Below are 17,501 nucleotides of genomic sequence, written 5' to 3'. Positions count from 1 at the left end.
CGCATCCGAGGTGACCGAGATGATCCAGACCATTCACGTTCCCGGCCGGACCCGCCTGCGCGCGGGCGCGGCCTTCGGCCTTGTCCTCGCGCTCGGGGCCTGCGGCGACGGGCCGCTCGATCTCGACATGCGGGGGCGGATGGGCGGACCGCTCGACACGTCCTCGGCCGCGGTTGCGGCCACCGCCGACCGGCCGGAGCCGGACGCGCGCGGCGTGATCTCCTACCCCAACTACCAGGTCGCCGTGGCACGGCGCGGCGACACCGTGCAATCGTTGGCCTCGCGCGTGGGCCTGCCCGCCGAGGAGCTTGCCCGCTACAACGGCGTGCAAAGCGGCGACACCCTGCGCGCGGGCGAGATCATGGCCCTTCCCCGCCGGGTGGCCGAACCCTCGCCCGCAACCGGCGCGGCACCCGCCACCGGCGCGCTGCAGCCCGCGGGCCAGGTCGACATCGCGACGCTCGCCGGCAACGCCATCGACAACGCCCCGGCCAGCCGCGCGCAGCCGCGCGCCTCGACGCCGTCGCAGCCGCTGCCCGGCGGCGTGGAGCCCGTCCGACACCAGGTGGAGCGCGGCGAGACCGCTTTCACCATCGCGCGGCTCTACAACGTCACGCCACGCGCACTGGCCGAATGGAACGGCCTCGACGAAAGCTTCTCGGTGCGCGAGGGGCAGTATCTGATGATCCCCGTGGCGCTCGAGCAGCCCTCGGACGAAAGCCGCAGCGCCCGGACCACCCAGCCGGGCCAGGGCTCGCCCACGCCGACGCCGCCGTCATCCTCGACGCCCCTGCCCGAAGAGTCGCCCGAGCCGTCGCCGCAGCGCACCGCCGAGGCCGGAGCCTCTGCAACGCCTGCGCCGCCTGCCGATGCGCCCGCCCCAGACGTCGGCGAAACGACCGAGAGCAGCTCGTCGAGCGCCGAGTTCGCGATGCCGGTCTCGGGAAGCATCGTGCGCGAGTACAGCAAGGGCCGGAACGACGGCATCGACATCGCGGCCGCCGCCGGCACGCCGGTCAAGGCCGCGGCCTCGGGCACCGTGGCCGCGATCACGACCAACACCGACGACATCCCGATCCTCGTGGTGAAGCACCCCGGCGACCTGCTGACGGTCTACACGCATATCGAGGGGATCACGGTGTCCAAGGGCGACAGTGTCAGCCGCGGTCAGACCATCGGCAAGGTCAAGGCGGGCGATCCCGCGCGGATGCACTTCGAGGTGCGCGACGGCTTCGAGTCCGTCGATCCTATGATCTACCTGCAATAAGGCCGGCGTCAGGCGGGGCCGGCGCGACCGGCCTCGCTCGCGCTGGCGCCGCAGGAGGGTCGGCCCACGGACATCCGGATCCGGAACGGGACCGGATGCGCAGCTTCGCCCTGCCCTGGCAGGGTCGCAGCGCGCGCGGAGGCGGCTTCAGAGACCAAATCGCATTTTGTAGAAGCGCTGTCGCGCCCGGAGCTCAGACCGCGACGCCGTGCCGTCCGGCAAGGTCGGTGAAGAACTGCCACGCCACCCGGCCCGAGCGTGCCCCCCGCGTGGCCTGCCATTCAATCGCCTCGGCATGGAGCGTATCGGGATCGACCTCGATCCCGTGCGCCGCACAGTAGCCGCGGATCATCTCGAGGTACTCGTCCTGCGAACACGGATGGAAGCCCAGCCAAAGGCCGAAACGGTCCGAGAGCGACACTTTCTCCTCGACCGCCTCGCTCGGGTTGATGGCGCTCGAGCGTTCGTTCTCGATCATGTCGCGCGGCATCAGGTGGCGGCGGTTCGAGGTGGCATAGAACAGCACGTTTGACGGACGCCCCTCGACGCCGCCGTCCAGCACCGCCTTGAGGCTCTTGTAGTGCGCGTCGTCCTGCCCGAACGACAGGTCGTCGCAGAACAGCACGAAGCGTTTGTCCGACCCGCGCAGGTGGCCCAGCAGACGGCCCACGGACGGCAGGTCCTCGCGCAGCAGCTCGACCAGCTTCAGGTCTTCGCCCTCTGCCCGAACTTGCGCGTGCACCGCTTTGACAATGCTTGATTTTCCCATGCCGCGCGCGCCCCAGAGCAGCGCGTTGTTGGCGGCATGTCCGGCAGCGAAACGGCGGGTGTTCTCAAGCAGCGTGGCCTTCGACCGTTCGATCCCGTGCAGCAGATCGAGCGGCACCCGGTTCACCCGCGCGACAGGGTCCAGGCGGTCCGGCGCAGTGCGCCAGACGAATGCCTCGGCCATGTCGAAATCGGGCGTGCCGAGCGGCGCGGGGGCGAGGCGCTCGAGCGCCTCGGCGATGCGACCGAGAGCGTCGTCGTTCATCGCGCGGCCCCGTCGTCCTCGTCCGCCTCGGTCTCGTCGTCCTCGAACCACAGACCCTGTTCCTTGAGCTCGGCAATGCGCTTGCGCTCGGTCCTGCGGACCAGGAAGATCGAGATCTCGTAAAGGCCGTAGACCACCACGAACAGGATCACCTGCGTGATGACGTCCGGCGGCGTGACCAGCGCGGCCAGCACGAGGATCGCCACCACCGCGTATTTCCGGACGTCCGCGAGGCCCTTGGCCGTCACGAGGCCCGCCTTGCCCATCAGCGTCAGCAGAACCGGAAGCTGGAAGCACAGGCCGAAGGCCACGATGAACTTGATGGTGAGGTTGAGATATTCCTGCGCGGAGCCCTGGAAGACCACCGACAGACCCTGGCGGACGCCTTCTCCGACCACTGCCTCGCCACCGGTGCCGAATTGCTGGAAGCCGAGGAAGAAGTCATAGGCCAGCGGCGTGACCACGTAGAACGCGAAGGCCGCGCCGAGGATGAACATGAAGGGCGACGCCACGAGGAAGGGCAGGAACGCACCCTTCTCGGAGCGGTAGAGCCCCGGCGCCACGAAGCGCCACATCTGGTTGGCGATGTAGGGGAAGGCCAGCATGAAGCCGCCCAGGAGCGACACCTTCACCGCGACGAAGAAGCCTTCCTGCGGCGAGATGAAGATCAGGTCGCAGTCCTGTCCGCGATCCGCCAGCACCTGACACAGCGGCGCCGTCAGGAAGTTGAAGATCGGCGTCGCCACCGTGAAGCAGATCACCATGCCGACGATGAACGCCACCACCGAGTGGATCAGCCGATGCCGCAGCTCCGCCAGGTGCTCGATCAGCGGGGCGGAGCTGTCTTCGATCTCGTCGTGTTCGTCGCGGACGCTCATGCGTCATCCTTCCCGGACGTGCCGGCCTTGGTGTCCGCCCCTGATGCGCCGGTCTCGGGCGTCGACGACAGGGATTGCTCCATCTCGTCGGCCTTGCGCGCGGCCTCGTCGGCCTCGCGGCGCTTGCGCTCGGCCGCGGCGCGGGCACTCGCGGCCTCGATCTTGCGGCGCTTGGCCTCGGCCTCGGGGTCGGCCTTCTTCTTCGACGCGGGGTCGTCGCGCTCGATGTCCGAGAGTCCCTTGGCCGCGTCCTTTACGTTGTTCATCGCCGAGGCCATCGGGTTCGCCGCCGAGCGGAACGTGTCCGCGGCCTCGCGCATGCCGGACTGGTCGGCGGCGTCGTTCATGGCGCGGGAGAACTCGCGCGCCATGCCCTTCGCCTTGCCCACGAAGCGGCCCACGTTGCGGAACAACACGGGCAGGTCCTTGGGGCCGACGACGATGAGCGCGACGATCCCGATCACCAGAAGCTCGGTCCAGCCCAGGTCCAGCATTTAGGCGTTGTCTTTCTTTTCCTCGGGTGTGACGTCGCGGGCGCTCTCGGCCTTCTCGTCGTCGTCGAGTTCCTTCTGGCCGTCCGAAACGCCCTTCTTGAAGGCGGTGATGCCCTTGCCGACTTCGCCCATGAGGCCCGAGATCTTGCCGCGTCCGAAGAGGACGAGCACCACCACGGCGATGAGCAGAAGGCCGGGCAGGCCGATGTTGTTGAGCATGGTCGTTCCTTTCCGAAAGCGGTGGAGCGGACGCGCGGTCCGGCGCCGAATTCCATTGACGGGTTCTAGCGGTTCACGCCGCTTCGGGAAAGGAGTCCGGCGCGGTCCGAGGCGTGGATTCACGACGAATTTGATCGCTGTCGTGCCACTATCTTGTCAGTTGTCAGCTTTTTGTCAGTATGGGGTCCTTCGCCCTGCCCCGCCTGACCCGAATCACCTGCCGTGAAACGCGCCGATCGCCTCTACCGCCTGATGACCCGCCTCAAGGACGGCCACGTCCACCGCGCCGAGGATCTCGCGCGCGAGACCGGCGTGTCGTTGCGGACGATCTATCGCGACATGGAGGTGCTCGCGGCCTCCGGCGTGCCGGTCGAGGGCGCAAGGGGCGAGGGCTACAGCGCCCGCGCGGCGATCACCCTGCCCCCGCTGAACCTGACCGAAGGCGAACTGGAGGCGCTGCACCTCGGTCTTGCAGCCGTCGGCGCGAGCGGGATGGAGGACATGGCCGCAGCGGCGCGCGCGCTCTCGGCCAAGATCGAGGCGGTGCTTCCCGAAGACAGCGGCATGGCCGCCGAACGGTTCGGCTTCGCCACCTACCCGTTCGCTGAGGCCGCCGAGGGCTTCCGTCATATGCCGGCGATCCGCCGCGCCATCCGCGCGCGGCAGAAGCTGCGGCTGACCCTCTCGGGGGAGGAGGCGGAGCGCACGGTGCGCCCGCTGCACGTGGATTACTGGGGCCGGGTCTGGACCTGCATCGGCTGGGACGAGACCGCCGGCGACTTCGCGAGCTTCCGCATTGACCGGGTCGCGGCGCTCAGACCCCTGCCGGGCCTCTTCGTCGACGAGCCGGGAAAACGGCTGTCGGATTACCGGGCACGCAGCGGCGACTGAGGGTGGCGCGTCCTGCGCGCGGCCGCCGCTGCGGCCCGGGGCTCCGCCGTCCATGCCGCGCGCGCGACCAGGATCAGGGACGACAGGCCCACGGACAAGATGAACAAAGACATGCGGCACCTCCGCGAGTGATATCGAACACACGCAGCGCAGGAGCGAACGGTTTCACTCCGCCGCACGTTTTCCGCGAGACGGGCGCGAGCTCAGGTGCCCGTGGGGAAAACAAAGCAGCGGTTGCGCCGCACCGACAGCCACATCGGCGTGCCGACCGCGGGCATGAACACGTTCGGCACCGTCGCGCGCAGCACCTCGCCGTCATGGTCCATGCGGAACTCCACGAGGCTCTCGGACCCCATGAAGCGCGCGCGCTCGACCACGCCGCGCGCGGGGGTGCCGTTCTGCGCCGTGGGGCTCGGACCCCGCCCGCCCCGGTCGAAGTCGATCGAGACGTGCTGCGGGCGGAACACGATGTCGACCCGGGCGCCGTCCGGATGGCCGGGCGTCAGGAACTGGCCGAACGGCGTGTCGGTGAGCGCCCCGCGAACGACGCCGTGGATCACGTTGATATCGCTGAAGAACGCCACCGCCGCCTTGTCCACCGGCGCGTTGTAGACGTTGTAGGGCGCACCCTGCTGGACGATCCGGCCGTCCCGCATGAGCGCGATCTCGTCGGCCATGCGCATGGCCTCTTCGGGTTCGTGGGTGACCAGAAGGACGCTCGTCCCCTCTTCCTTCAGAAGCTCCAGCGTCTCGTCCCGGATGCCGTCCCGCAGGCGGTTGTCGAGGCCGGAGAACGGTTCGTCCATCAGCATGATCCGCGGTTGCGGCGCCAACGCGCGGGCCAGCGCGACACGCTGCTGCTCGCCGCCCGACAGCTCGTGCGGAAAGGCGTCGAGATAGCCCTCGAGCCCCACGCGCGCGAGCAGGCCACGCACCCGGTCCTCTTGCGCCCGCTTCGGACCCGACAGGCCGAACGCCACGTTGGCTGCCACCGACAGGTGCGGGAACAGCGCGAAATCCTGGAACATCAAACCGATGGAGCGGCGCTCGGGCGGGATGCGGAACTGCGTGTCGCAGACAAGCGCGCCGTCCACGTGGATCGTGCCCTCGTCCTGCATGTCGACGCCGGCGATCATCCGCAGCGTCGTCGACTTGCCGCAGCCCGAGGGACCGAGCAGGCAGGTCACCTGCCCCGCGGGGATCGCGAGAGAGACGTCGTCCACGACCACGCGGCCCTCGTACCGGCGGGTGAGGTTGCGGATCTCCAGTCTCGGGGGGTCGACGCGCGCGGCGTGCTGCATCGCTAAGTCCGATGATTAGGGTCGGGTTTGGGGCCTACCAGCGGCGCGCGCCGGGCGCAAGTTGCAGGCACCGCTCGCTCAGCCGCGCGGGGCGCGCACCGGCCAGAGCTCGAGGATCGCCGCGGACAGCACCAGCGCGCCGCCGGCGAACTCGGTCGGGCTCAGACGCTCGCCCGCGACCCAGGCGGCGGTCAGCGCGCCCACCAGCACCTCGGACATGAGCAGGAGGCCGACGCGCGCCGGGTCCAGCCGCGAGGTCGCCCACATGAGGCTTGCCATCGACAGCCCCCACCAGAGCGCGCCGGCGCCCAGTGCCATCGCGACGGTGCCCACCCCGAGGTCGGCAGCCCGCGGCGGCGCGGCAAGAACCGGCGCCAGCAGCACCGCGCCCAGCGTCGCGCCGCAGGCAAAGACGAAGGCCGCCTCGGGCGCCGGCAGCGTCGGGCGCAGGCGGATGCCGGTGGTGGCGACCGACCACATCAGCCCCGAGGCAAGCGCCAGCCATTCGCCCGTGCCGCGCGGCAACGGCACCTGCCCCTCCCCGCCGAGCATGATCGCGAGGCCGGCGAGTCCCACGGCGATGGCGGCAAGGCGCAGTGCCGGTGTCGGCCACCCCAGCGCCCGGCCAATCAGCACGCTCCACACCGGGGTGAGGAAGAACAGCAGGATGATGACCGCCACGCGCCCGTGCACGAGCCCCACGGAGTAGAGTACGAAGGCCGCGCCACCCAGGGCCGTGGCCGCGACGCCGCCCGTGTCGAGGCCGCTCAGGCGGCGGCGCGCGAGGACCAGCGGCGCGAGGCAGAGCGCCGCAGCAGCGACGATGGCGAGCGTGCCCCACGCCCCGCCGAGGCCCGCGCCGGACAGCGCACGGACCGGCATCCAGTAGAGGCCCCACAGGATGCCGGTGGTGACCACGATCAGGCTGGCGCGGCGTGTCTCGTCAGACATTTCGCTGGTCTCTCGGTGAGGGCCGCACAATCTTATCTAAGATTGTGCGGCGGTGGACGGCCCGGCACGCGGCACGATCTTAATTAAGATCGTGCCGCCCCCGGCGGATCGAGCGCCTTGGCGAGGCGCGGGAGGCGCGCTTTCTTCAGGAGCGCACGCAGCGTCCAGTCGTCGTGCGACAGCGCGCGAGCCTCGGTCAGGACCGACTGCGCCACCGCGGCGACCGTCTCGGGCGCATCCTCGCGGCAGCGCATGAGGAACGCGTCGGGGTCGGACCGGTCCAGACCCTCCTCGCGCAGCGTGCCGCGCGGGAAGTCCTGTGCGTTCAGCGTCAGGATCAGGTCCGCCGAGCCGGCGATCGCGGCGGCAAGGACATGCACGTCGTTGCCGTCGGGCAGCCAGAGCCGCGCCTCGAGCGACGGCGGCCAGTCCACCTCGGCGTCCGGCCAGCGCTGGCGCAGCGCCGCGATCTCGGTCCGCGCCTGGTCCTCGCCGCCGGGCCCCAGCTTGCGCGCGGCCCGGGCCCATTCCTCGAGGATGCGCGCCGACCAGAGCGGGGTGAACGCCCCCGTGGCGGCGACGCCCAGTACCACCTCGCGCATGACGGTGGGATAGAGAACGTTGGTGTCGATCAGGACCTTCACAGGCGGAACACGAGCGCCTTCAGGTATCCCGTTTCGGCCAGCTGCGGCAGCAGCGGATGATCCGGCCCCGCCTGCCCGGTATAGAGCAGCTGCGCGCGGCGCCCGGCCCGGCCGATGCCGCGCAGGCTCGCGCCCTGGAACGCAGCCAAGTCGGCGGCGTGCGAGCACGAGCACAGCACCAGCGTGCCGCCCGGCGCCACCAGCGGGGCCGCAAGCCGCGCCACACGCTCGTAGGCGCGCAGGCCCGCCTCGAGCGCGGGCTTGGCCGGCGCAAAGGCCGGCGGATCGCAGATCACCAGGCCGAAGCGCCGTCCCTCGCCGCCGAGGGCGGCCAACACGTCGAAGGCGTCGCCCTGGCGCGTCTCGAAGCGGTCCGCGGTGCCCGAGGCACGCGCCCCGGCCTCGGCCAGTTCCAGCGCCGGGGCGGAGCCGTCCACGGACAGCGCACTCCGTGCCCCGTGCGCCAAGGCCGCGAGCGCGAACCCGCCCACGTGGCTGAACACGTCGAGCACGTCATGCCCGCGCGCGAACCGCGCCGCGAAGGCCTGGTTCTCGCGCTGGTCGTAGAACAGCCCCGTCTTTTGCCCGCCGGTCAGGTCGGCCATGTAGGTGGCGCCATTCATCTCGACCGGGACCGGCGCGTCGGGCGCTGCGCCCGCCAGCACGGCGTCCGCGTCATCGAGCCCTTCCAGCGTCCGGCCGCGACCGCCCGCGTTCTTGAGGATCGTGGTCACCCCTGTCACCTCGGCCAGCGCCTCCGCGAGCGGGTCCAGCAGGAGCTCGGCCCAGGCCGCGTTCGGCTGGATCACCGCGATGTCGCCGAAGCGGTCGATGATGACCCCGGGCAAGCCGTCGGCCTCGGCGTGGACGAGGCGGTAGAACGGCCGGTCGTAGAGCGCCTCGCGCAGAGCCAGGGCCCGGCGCAGACGGGCGACGAACCAGTCGTGATCGGGGATGCCACGCCCCTCGCGGTCGATCACCCGCGCGATGATCTTTGAATTCGGGTTGACCGCCACCCGCGCGAGCGGCTTGCGCTCGGCGTCCTCGAGCCAGGCGATGGTGCCCGGTGCGAGCGCACGGGTGCGCCGGTCGGTCACCAGCTCGTCGGCGAAGATCCAGGGAAAGCCCCGGCGCACGGCACGCGCGTTGGCCTTGGGCTTGAGGCGCACCACGGGAAGCGGGGCCGGACCGTCGGTTCCGGTCTCGGGCGCTGCGGCGGCTGGCGTGTCGGGGTCGGTGTCATGGGGCGGCATCATGCCGCCCCCTCTACCGCGCGCCGCGATCCGAGAAAAGCGCGATCGAAGACACGACACCGATCCGGGTGATCCGGTGCCATGACCGCGTGGTGGGGCCCCTTCTTCGGTGCCCCAAGGCAGCGCGCTGTAAGCAACTACCCCTGCCTCGCGTCGCGCGTTGGCGCTGCGGAACGCACCTTCAGACGCCCCGGCAAAGGTTCGCTTCACGTCCCTGAGCGCCCCGGCCGGCCGCCGAGGCCAGGTCACGGGCGGCGCTGCGACCGACGCTGAGCGCCTTCAGCTGACCGGGCGCATCCGCCCCCGCGACGCGGATGGCCGGTGTCGGCAGCAGTCCCTTAGGGCGCCGACCCGCGCCCTCGCCATGACCGGACCAGGCGGCCTGAACCGGTCCGATCTCCCGGCCACCGCTTCAGGCGCCAGAAAGCATCAGGCATACGCCCACAATTCACCCCGGGCCTCGGCTTGGGCACAGATCCGTCAGAGTCCCCGGTTCAGCGCCTGGATCAGCCCGAGCCGTGCGTTGCGGTGGCCACCGGGCAGAGTCAGTTCCTCGGTGACGACGCGGGCGATATGTGCGGTCAGGCGCGCCTTCTGCGTCTCGCCACGCGCCTCGGCCTCGATGGCCTTCCGTCCGCCATAGGCGACGATGTCGGTTGTCACCGTCTTGACCGGGCGAACGAGCGCCCCGGTCTCGGCGTCGCGCACCGCAAGGTCGAAGACCATGTGGTGGACGCCCCCGGTGGTGTAGCGGGCCTTCTCGGTGATGGCGTGGAAGCGGCGCACCTCGATCCCGATTGTCACCGGACGACCGGAGGCGAGACCCGCCTGAGCGCGCGCCGCACCGGCGCGGAAAAGCGCCGCGACCTGCGCGTGCCGGTCGCCTGCCGGATCGCCGCGCCAGACGATCTCGCCGCGCGGGAGGTAGGCGTTGGCCTCCGACACCGTCAGGTGCGCGGGCACCGTGACGTCGAACCCTGCGAGGGCGACAGGCTCCGTCACCGGGGCCACGAGGCCGTAGTCCGGTCCCGCAGCGCCGCGGCTCGCCGTGTCCGGGCTGGTGCAGGCGCCAAGGCCAATGGCCAGAAGTCCGAGAATACCCACCGTTCGCATCGTGCAACTCCGTGTTCGTGAATTTGTCGACCCAGCGTTGCCGCTGATTTTGGGCGGCTTTTCGGCGGAAACAGTGTTTTTCGAGGAACGCCGTAGTGGCGTTGCAGGTGCGTGGCGCGAGGTCGTCCAAGGTCGTTGGCCGTTGACCGACCGTCGAGGCGCCTCTGTCTGCGGTCTCTCGTTCAGATAGTGACGGCGACCGCGGACCCGTTCGGACACGAAATTCGCAAACGTGGCTCACGCCTCGCGCGGAGAGAAGAAGTCCCGGCACAGACGCCGCGCTTCAACGCTGCGGTCCGGATGCGCCTCGCCCCCACCCGGCAACCTGTCGCCGCTGCAAAGGCCCCCACACGGCCGTGATTCCGGGCAACACCGCCGGCCCGTCGCCGCGCTTCGAACCCACGGCCCACCCGGTCCTTTACTGTTACCGCTAACGCGCTTATGTCAGCGGTGACCGCCTCGGGCCTCGCCCCGGCCCGGGGAAGCGACGACGGGACAAGGAGCCGCCCATGACCCTCGATGCCACCATCGCCCGCGTGACCGACCGCATCCGCGAACGGTCCGAAACACGCCGCGCCACCTACCTCGACCGTATGCGCCGGGCCGCCGACGAGGGACCACGCCGTGCACACCTGACTTGCGGCAACCAGGCCCACGCCTATGCCGCGATGGGCGATGACAAGGACGCACTGGCCAAGAGCCGGGCGCCCAACGTGGGCATCGTCACCGCCTACAACGACATGCTCTCGGCCCACCAGCCGTTCGAGCGCTTCCCCGACATTATCCGCGAGGCCGCGCGCGCGCAGGGTGCCACCGCGCAGGTCGCGGGCGGAGTGCCGGCCATGTGCGACGGGGTGACCCAGGGCCAGGTCGGCATGGAGATGTCCCTCTTTTCGCGCGACGTGATCGCGCTCGCCGCGGGCGTGGCGCTGTCGCACAACACGTTCGACTCCGCTCTCTACCTCGGCGTCTGCGACAAGATCGTGCCGGGTCTCGTGATCGCCGCGGCCACCTTCGGCTACATCCCCGGCATCTTCCTGCCCGCGGGTCCGATGACGAGCGGCCTGCCCAACGACGAGAAGGCCAAGGTCCGCCAGCAGTTCGCCGCGGGCGAAGTTGGCCGGGACAAGCTGATGGAAGCCGAGATGGCGTCGTATCACGGACCCGGCACATGTACCTTCTACGGGACCGCGAATTCGAACCAGATGTTGATGGAGTTCATGGGCCTGCACCTGCCCGGCGCCTCCTTCATCAACCCGAACACGCCGCTGCGCGACGCCTTGACCGTGGCCGGGACCGAACGCGCGACCGAGATCACCGCGCTCGGCAACGACTATCGCCCGGTCTGCGACATCCTCGACGAGAAGGCATTCGTGAACGGCATCGTCGGTCTGATGGCCACGGGCGGGTCCACGAACCTCGTGCTGCACCTGCCGGCCATGGCACGCGCGGCCGGGGTGGAGCTTGCGCTCGAGGATTTCGACGAGATCTCGAACGCGGTGCCGCTGATGGCCAAGGTCTATCCCAACGGCCTTGCCGACGTGAACCACTTTCACGCCGCGGGCGGGCTGTCCTACATGATCGGAGAATTGCTCGACGCCGGGCTGCTGCATGAGGACGTCCAGACCATCGCGGGTGATGGCCTCTCGCGCTACCGCGAGGAGCCGGTGCTGACCGACGGTGGCGTCCGCTGGCAGACGGGCGCGGGCGAGACCCAGAACGACCGCATCCTGCGGCCCGCCTCGGATCCGTTCCAGAAGACCGGCGGGTTGCAACAGCTGTCGGGCAATCTCGGGACCGGCATGATGAAGACCTCGGCCGTCGACCCCTCGCGCCATGCGATCGAGGCGAAGGCGCGCATCTTCACCGATCAGCAACAGGTGAAGGACGCCTTCAAGGCTGGCGAGTTCACCGAGGACACCATCGTCGTGGTCCGTTTCCAGGGGCCGTCCGCCAACGGGATGCCCGAGTTGCACTCGCTGACGCCGACGCTGGCCGTGCTGCAGGACCGCGGGCTGAAGATCGCGCTGGTGACCGACGGGCGCATGTCCGGCGCCTCGGGCAAGGTGCCGTCGGCGATCCACGTCTCGCCCGAGGCAGCCAAGGGCGGCCCGATCGCGTGCCTCCAGGATGGCGACATGGTCCGGGTTGACGCGGTGAGCGGCGAGATCGCCTGCCTCGAGCCCGGCTTTGAAGACCGCGCGCCGGTCGAGGCCGATCTCAGCGACAACGGGCACGGCGTCGGCCGCGAACTGTTCGAGGCCTTCCGCCAGAACGTGGGCCTTGCCACAAACGGCGCGGCGGTGGTCGTCTGACCCGCCACGCCGACCCTGACCACCGAAATCCGACCGGAGACACCGACCGCATGATTACCCCCTCCGACGCCAGCGACCGCACCGAGGCGCTCTGCCGTCTCGCGCCCGTCATTCCCGTGCTCGTGATCGAGGACGTGGCCCACGCCCGCCCCCTCGCCGAGGCCCTCGTGGCCGGCGGTCTGCCTGTGCTGGAAGTGACGCTGCGCACACCCGCCGCGCTGGACGCGATCCGCGAGATGGCGAAGGTCGAGGGCGGTCATGTCGGCGCGGGCACGCTGCTCACCCCCGATGACGTGGCGCGCGCCGTGGACGCCGGCGCGACGTTCGGCGTGTCGCCCGGCGCGACCGACCGGCTGCTCGATGCGGCGGAGGCCGCCGGCCTGCCGATGCTACCCGGAGCGGCCACCTCCACCGAGGTCATGGGACTTCTCGAGCGGGGCTATACCGTGCAAAAGTTCTTCCCTGCCGAGGCCAATGGCGGCGCCCCCGCGCTCAAGTCGATCGGGGGGCCGCTGCCGCAGGTGCGCTTCTGCCCGACCGGGGGCGTGTCGCTGAAGAATGCGCACGACTACCTGTCGCTCTCCAACACGCTCTGCGTCGGTGGAAGCTGGGTGGCGCCGAAGGACAAGATGGCGGCGGGCGACTGGGACGGCATCACCTCTCTCGCGCGCGAGGCGGCCGCCCTCGCCGCGACGTGACCGGGTGGCGCGCAGAATTTTAGGTAAAATTCTGCGCGCGGTCGGCGGTATGCCGAAGAATTTTAACTAAAATTCTTCGGCCTCTGTCGCCTGTGCGCCCAGCGCCGCGTCGATATGGGCCGCCGCCTGGGCGGTGCTGGCCTCCAAGCGGTCCGATAGCGCGTCGAGGCTTTCGGTGCCGCTCAGGCGCCGAAGCATGGAGGCTCCCGCCTCTCCCAGCCGGTCGGGGTCGATCACCCCGTCGCCGAAAAGCCGCGCCGCGATCTGAACCGCCCAGAGCAGAGCGTGCGTGTCGGCGAGATCCGTTGCAGCCTCCTTCGTCAGCCAGCCGGTCCGGGCGCCCGCGTCGAGGCCCGAGCGCACGTCGCGCGCGCCGCATCCGTCGAGGATCGCGCCCGCCTGGGCGATCAGCTCGATCTCCTGCATGTGCCCCGGGCCGATCTTGGGATCCCACGTCTCTCCACGATCCTTTGCCGCCGCGATCCGCGCCCGCATCTCGGCCACGTCGCCCACGACCTTCTTCCGATCCCGCGTCATGGCGAGAACATCTCCGCGCACCGCCTCGGCTGCAGCGCCGATCTCCTCCGTTCCGGCCACGGCCCGTGCGCGGGTCAGGGCAAGATGCTCCCACGTCCAGGCCGACTGCGCCTGGTAATCCCGGAAAGCGGACAGCGAGGTTGCCACCGGCCCCTGGTTTCCCGACGGCCGCAGGCGCATGTCCACGTCGTAAAGACGGCCCTCGGCCATGGGTGCGGTCACCGCCGTCACCAGTGCCTGCGTGAGGCGCGCGTAATACGCGCGCGAGGACAGGGGCTTGCGCCCCTCGGAGGCTTCGACGCCGTCGGCGTCGTAGATCACGATCAGGTCGAGGTCCGAGCGGGCGTGCAGCCGCCTCGCGCCGAGGCTGCCCATGCCCAGAACCGCCGCCCCCTTTCCCGGCGGGCGCCCGTGCTTGCGGGCGAACTCGTCGACCACCACGGGCCAGAGAGCCGCAAGCGTGACCTCGGCGATGTCGGCATAGTGCGTCGCGGCCTCCTGCGGGTCGGTCAGGCCACGCAGGAGATGCACGCCCGCGCGGAAGTGCCATTCCTTGCCCCAGCGCCGGGCCGCATCGAGACGGGCCTCGTAGTCCTCCTCGCGCGCCAGCACCCGGTCGAGCCCCTCGCGCAGCACGTCCCGTCCCGGCCAGTCGGCGAAGAAGTCGCCGCCGATCACGGCGTCGAGCACCGCGGCGTTGCGCGACAGGTAGCGTCCGAGATCCGGCGAAACGGTTACGATGTCGATCAGCAGGTCGATGAGCTGGGGGTTGGCCTCGAAAAGCGAAAACACCTGCACTCCCGCCGGCAGTCCCGCGAGGAAGCCGTCGAAGGCGAGCAGCGCCTCGTCGGGCGCCGCGGCCGCCTGCAGGCGGCGCAGGATGTCCGGGCGCAGCCGGTCGAAGATTTCCACCGCCCGGGCCGAGCGCAGCGCCGGGTAGCCGGGCCAGCGCGCGGTGATCTCCTCGCCGAAAGGTTCCTCGGGCTCGTCGGCAGGGGCGCCACCTGTCTCGCGCGCGAAGAACGTCTCGATCAGGTCGTGCACGGTCTCGAGCCGCTCGCGCACCTCGCGTTCCAGCTCGTCCCGACCCTGCCCCATGAGGCACGCCAGGCGCTCCATCTCGTCGTCCGAGCCCGGCAGAGCGTGGGTCTGGGCGTCGCGCATCATCTGGACGCGGTGCTCCACCTCGCGGTGGGCACGGTACGCGTCGGTGAGCGTGGTGGCGGCGTCCTCGGGGACCCACCCCTTGCGCGCCAGCACGGCCAGCCCCTCAACCGTTCCGCGCACGCGCAGCTCCGGATCGCGCCCGCCCGCGATGAGCTGCCGGGTCTGGGTGAAGAACTCGATCTCGCGGATGCCGCCACGGCCGAGCTTCATGTCGTGGCCGGGCAGTGTGATCGGCCCGCCCAGTCCCTTGTGCTGGCGGATCCTGAGTCGCATGTCGTGGGCGTCCTTGATGGCGGCGAAATCGAGGTGCCGCCGCCAGACGAACGGACGCAGCGTATCGAGGAAGCGCGCGCCCGCCTCCACGTCGCCGGCCGCGGGGCGGGCCTTGATGTAGGCGGCGCGCTCCCACGTCCGGCCGAGGCTCTCGTAATAGGTCTCGGCCGCGTCCATCGCCATGCAGACCGGCGTCACCGACGGGTCGGGGCGCAGGCGCAGGTCGGTGCGGAAGACGTAGCCGTCGCCGGTCAAGTCGCTCAGCGTCGTGCACATCCGGCGCGTCGCGCGCACCAGGGACGCGCGCGCCTCGTGGTAGTCGTCGGGGTCGAAGCGGGTCTCGTCGAACAGGCAGATGAGGTCGATGTCCGATGAATAGTTCAGCTCGCCCGCCCCCATCTTGCCCATGGCAAGCGCCACCATGCCCCCGGCGGTGACGACATCGTCCTCGGTCGCGCCGGGCAGCTTGCCGCGCTTGATCTCTCGGGCGACGGCCTCGCGCATGGCGTGGCCCGTGGCGACGTCGGCAAACTCGGTCAGCAGCCCCGTCACCGTCTCCAGGGGCCAGACCCCGCCCACGTCGCAGAGCGCGGCGAGAAGCGCCACGCGCCGCTTGGCCTGCCGCAGCGTGCGCGGCAGGTCATCGGGCGCCGTGGCCTCGAGCTCGGCACAGAGCCCGGGGAACGCGCCCTCGGGATCGTCGAGCGCCCCTTCGAGCCAGTCGCCCTCCTTCGAGATCAGCGTCTGCAGGTAGGGACTGGTGCCACCGGCCCCCCGAACCAGGTCGGCCACACCGCCCTCGGCCCAGGGTGCGGCGCGGGCGGCATCCTCGGCCTGTTCGGAATCGTAGGGGCGCGGAAGGCGGGTCAGTCGGTCAGCGAAGCTCATGGCCGCAGGTGGCCACGCTTCGGCCGCGGGTGCAATGCCGTGTCGTTGCGGCGTTGCGGCGCGAGCGTGCCGTGGAAAGCGTCGTTCCGGCGCTGCCTTCACGGGCACCGGCGCGCCCTCTCCAGCTCCGGAGGTACATCTGAGCCAGCGATCATCCGTCCGGCGATTGACAAGCGAGCCCACCTCCGGGCCCTCTGCGCGGAACGCGAAGGCACAATCGCACCGCAGGGGGACGCACCATGTTCAAGACGTTGTCCGGAGTCTGGGCCCTGCTTCTGGGCATCGTCCTGATCATGCTGGGCAACGGCATGCACTTCACCCTGATCGGCCTGCGCGGCGGGATCGAAGGGTTCACGGCCACCGAGCTCGCGGTTGTCACTTCGGGATACTTTGCGGGCTTCCTCTCGGGCGCGCGGCTCAGCCCGGTGATGATCCGCCGCGTCGGCCACGTTCGGGTCTTCGCGGCCCTCGGCAGCTTCATGTCGGCGGGCCTCATCACCTTCCCGCTGGTGACCGAGCCATGGGCGTGGACCCTTCTGCGTCTGCTCGTGGGGTTCTGCATGTCGGGGATCTACGTGACCGCCGAGAGCTGGCTCAATGACGCCTCCACCAACGAGACGCGCGGCAAGGTTCTGGCGGCCTACATGATCGCGCAGACGCTCGGCATCATCGGCGCGCAGGGCCTGCTGACCTTGGGCGATGCGGCGAACTCGGCGCTGTTCATCGGGGCGTCGATCCTGGTGTCTGTCTCCTTCGCGCCGATCCTGCTGACCGCCTCGCAGGTGCCGGCGGCGCAGGTCGCCCGGCCGATGGCCCTCGGGGCGTTGTTCCGAAGCTCGCCGCTCGGGACGGTGGGGATCTTCCTGCTGGGCGCGGTCTACGCGACGCAGTCGGGCATGGCCGCCGTGTTCGGCACCCAGATCGACATGACGGCCGAGCAGATTTCGCTTTTCGTGGCGATGCTGTTCGGGGGCGCGCTGGTGCTGCAATACCCGATCGGCTGGCTGTCGGACCGCACGGACCGGCGTATTCTCATCTTCGCCTCCGCCGCGCTTGGCGCGGTGTGCTGCGGGCTCGCCTGGGTGGCGGGCGGCACGCTCTGGGCGCTGATGGCGGCGGCGTTCTTCGCGGGCGGCGTGACCACGCCGCTCTACGCGCTCTTTCTCGCCTACACCAACGACACCCTCGCGCCCGAGGACATGGCGGCGGCGTCGGGCGGGCTGGTGCTGACCTTCGGGCTTGGCGCGATCCTCGGCCCCATGGGAACCGGCGCGGCGATGCAGTACGGCGGGCCGTTCGCCTTCTGGCTGGCGCTGGGGGCGGTCTTCGCGGCGATCGCGCTCTACGCGCTCTACCGGATGACGCAGCGGGCGAACGTGCCGGTCGAGGACACCGACACCTACCTCTACGTGGTGCCGACGGCCTCGCCGGTCGCGGTGGAAGCCGCGGGTGCGTGGGCGGTGGAGAAGGCCGAGGCCGAAGACGAGGCGGCCGAACAGGCGGCTGCCGAAGAGGCCGCCGCGACGGAGGAAGACGTCACGCCCTCCCCCCGCGACTGACCGGGGCCGCACGCGGCGGC

15 protein-coding genes are annotated in these 17,501 nt (G+C 70.4%); 5 read left to right on the top strand and 10 right to left on the bottom strand.

Features of this window, described 5'->3' with window-relative positions:
* Nucleotides 1-19: 19 nt before the first annotated feature.
* The gene (locus BMX29_RS07955) at nt 20-1,267 is read left to right on the top strand and encodes a LysM peptidoglycan-binding domain-containing M23 family metallopeptidase (RefSeq protein ID WP_043841929.1); all 1,248 of its coding nucleotides are present in this window, start codon (nt 20-22) and stop codon (nt 1,265-1,267) included.
* Between the two features lie 193 nt (nt 1,268-1,460).
* On the opposite strand, the gene BMX29_RS07950 is transcribed toward BMX29_RS07955, so the two are convergent.
* From BMX29_RS07950 to BMX29_RS07935, 4 genes are read right to left on the bottom strand one after another with little or no spacing between them, the layout of a single operon-like run.
* The gene (locus BMX29_RS07950) at nt 1,461-2,300 is read right to left on the bottom strand and encodes an ATP-binding protein (protein ID WP_043841694.1); all 840 of its coding nucleotides are present in this window, start codon (nt 2,298-2,300) and stop codon (nt 1,461-1,463) included.
* Nucleotides 2,297-3,178 carry a twin-arginine translocase subunit TatC gene (tatC, locus tag BMX29_RS07945; protein ID WP_043841695.1) on the bottom strand — a complete coding sequence of 294 codons (882 nt, stop codon included), beginning with the start codon at nt 3,176-3,178 and terminating at the stop codon, nt 2,297-2,299. The genes BMX29_RS07950 and tatC overlap by 4 nt, the downstream gene beginning before the upstream one ends.
* Nucleotides 3,175-3,672, bottom strand: coding sequence for a Sec-independent protein translocase protein TatB (tatB, locus tag BMX29_RS07940; RefSeq protein ID WP_043841697.1), 498 nt, complete (start codon nt 3,670-3,672; stop codon nt 3,175-3,177). The genes tatC and tatB overlap by 4 nt, the downstream gene beginning before the upstream one ends.
* Nucleotides 3,673-3,891 carry a twin-arginine translocase TatA/TatE family subunit gene (locus tag BMX29_RS07935; protein ID WP_043841699.1) on the bottom strand — a complete coding sequence of 73 codons (219 nt, stop codon included), beginning with the start codon at nt 3,889-3,891 and terminating at the stop codon, nt 3,673-3,675. It lies immediately after the preceding gene.
* A 222-nt stretch (nt 3,892-4,113) separates the two neighbouring features.
* Here BMX29_RS07935 and BMX29_RS07930 point away from each other — a divergent pair, with 222 nt between their 5' ends.
* Nucleotides 4,114-4,782: a helix-turn-helix transcriptional regulator gene (locus tag BMX29_RS07930; protein ID WP_092811770.1), complete on the top strand. Its 669-nt coding sequence runs from the start codon at nt 4,114-4,116 to the stop codon at nt 4,780-4,782.
* 203 nt (nt 4,783-4,985) lie between these two features.
* Here BMX29_RS07930 and BMX29_RS07925 read toward each other — a convergent pair whose 3' ends face one another.
* The 5 genes from BMX29_RS07925 to BMX29_RS07905 all read right to left on the bottom strand — a co-directional run bounded on the left by BMX29_RS07925 (nt 4,986) and on the right by BMX29_RS07905 (nt 10,044).
* Nucleotides 4,986-6,083 carry an ABC transporter ATP-binding protein gene (locus BMX29_RS07925; RefSeq protein ID WP_043841702.1) on the bottom strand — a complete coding sequence of 366 codons (1,098 nt, stop codon included), beginning with the start codon at nt 6,081-6,083 and terminating at the stop codon, nt 4,986-4,988.
* Between the two features lie 78 nt (nt 6,084-6,161).
* Complete coding sequence (locus BMX29_RS07920) at nt 6,162-7,034, bottom strand: DMT family transporter (protein ID WP_092811768.1); 873 nt, start codon at nt 7,032-7,034, stop codon at nt 6,162-6,164.
* An 83-nt stretch (nt 7,035-7,117) separates the two neighbouring features.
* Nucleotides 7,118-7,678 (bottom strand): RSP_2648 family PIN domain-containing protein, encoded by a 561-nt coding sequence (locus BMX29_RS07915; RefSeq protein ID WP_043841704.1) that lies wholly within the window; start codon nt 7,676-7,678, stop codon nt 7,118-7,120.
* The gene (locus BMX29_RS07910) at nt 7,675-8,934 is read right to left on the bottom strand and encodes an RSP_2647 family RNA methyltransferase (protein ID WP_244889189.1); all 1,260 of its coding nucleotides are present in this window, start codon (nt 8,932-8,934) and stop codon (nt 7,675-7,677) included. The genes BMX29_RS07915 and BMX29_RS07910 overlap by 4 nt, the downstream gene beginning before the upstream one ends.
* A gap of 477 nt (nt 8,935-9,411) precedes the next feature.
* A complete protein-coding gene (locus BMX29_RS07905) occupies nt 9,412-10,044 on the bottom strand; it encodes a DUF6778 family protein (RefSeq protein WP_092811766.1) in 633 nt (210 codons plus the stop codon).
* Nucleotides 10,045-10,553: 509 nt separating this feature from the next.
* Between BMX29_RS07905 and edd the strand changes: the two genes are divergently transcribed.
* A complete protein-coding gene (gene edd, locus BMX29_RS07900; RefSeq protein WP_092811764.1) occupies nt 10,554-12,359 on the top strand; it encodes a phosphogluconate dehydratase in 1,806 nt (601 codons plus the stop codon).
* A 50-nt stretch (nt 12,360-12,409) separates the two neighbouring features.
* On the top strand, nt 12,410-13,057 hold the full coding sequence (gene eda / locus BMX29_RS07895) for a bifunctional 4-hydroxy-2-oxoglutarate aldolase/2-dehydro-3-deoxy-phosphogluconate aldolase (protein ID WP_092811762.1): 648 nt from the start codon (nt 12,410-12,412) through the stop codon (nt 13,055-13,057).
* Nucleotides 13,058-13,123: 66 nt separating this feature from the next.
* On the opposite strand, the gene BMX29_RS07890 is transcribed toward eda, so the two are convergent.
* Nucleotides 13,124-15,922, bottom strand: a complete 2,799-nt coding sequence (locus BMX29_RS07890; RefSeq protein ID WP_092811760.1) for a bifunctional [glutamate--ammonia ligase]-adenylyl-L-tyrosine phosphorylase/[glutamate--ammonia-ligase] adenylyltransferase — start codon at nt 15,920-15,922, stop codon at nt 13,124-13,126.
* 239 nt (nt 15,923-16,161) lie between these two features.
* On the opposite strand from BMX29_RS07890, the gene BMX29_RS07885 reads away from it, so the two are divergent.
* Nucleotides 16,162-17,481 carry an MFS transporter gene (locus tag BMX29_RS07885; protein ID WP_092811758.1) on the top strand — a complete coding sequence of 440 codons (1,320 nt, stop codon included), beginning with the start codon at nt 16,162-16,164 and terminating at the stop codon, nt 17,479-17,481.
* Nucleotides 17,482-17,501: the final 20 nt, after the last annotated feature.

It is taken from the genome of Roseivivax marinus (genome assembly GCF_900109705.1).
Classification (GTDB): domain Bacteria; phylum Pseudomonadota; class Alphaproteobacteria; order Rhodobacterales; family Rhodobacteraceae; genus Roseivivax; species Roseivivax marinus.
This window is presented reverse-complemented; position numbering and strand designations above follow the sequence as displayed.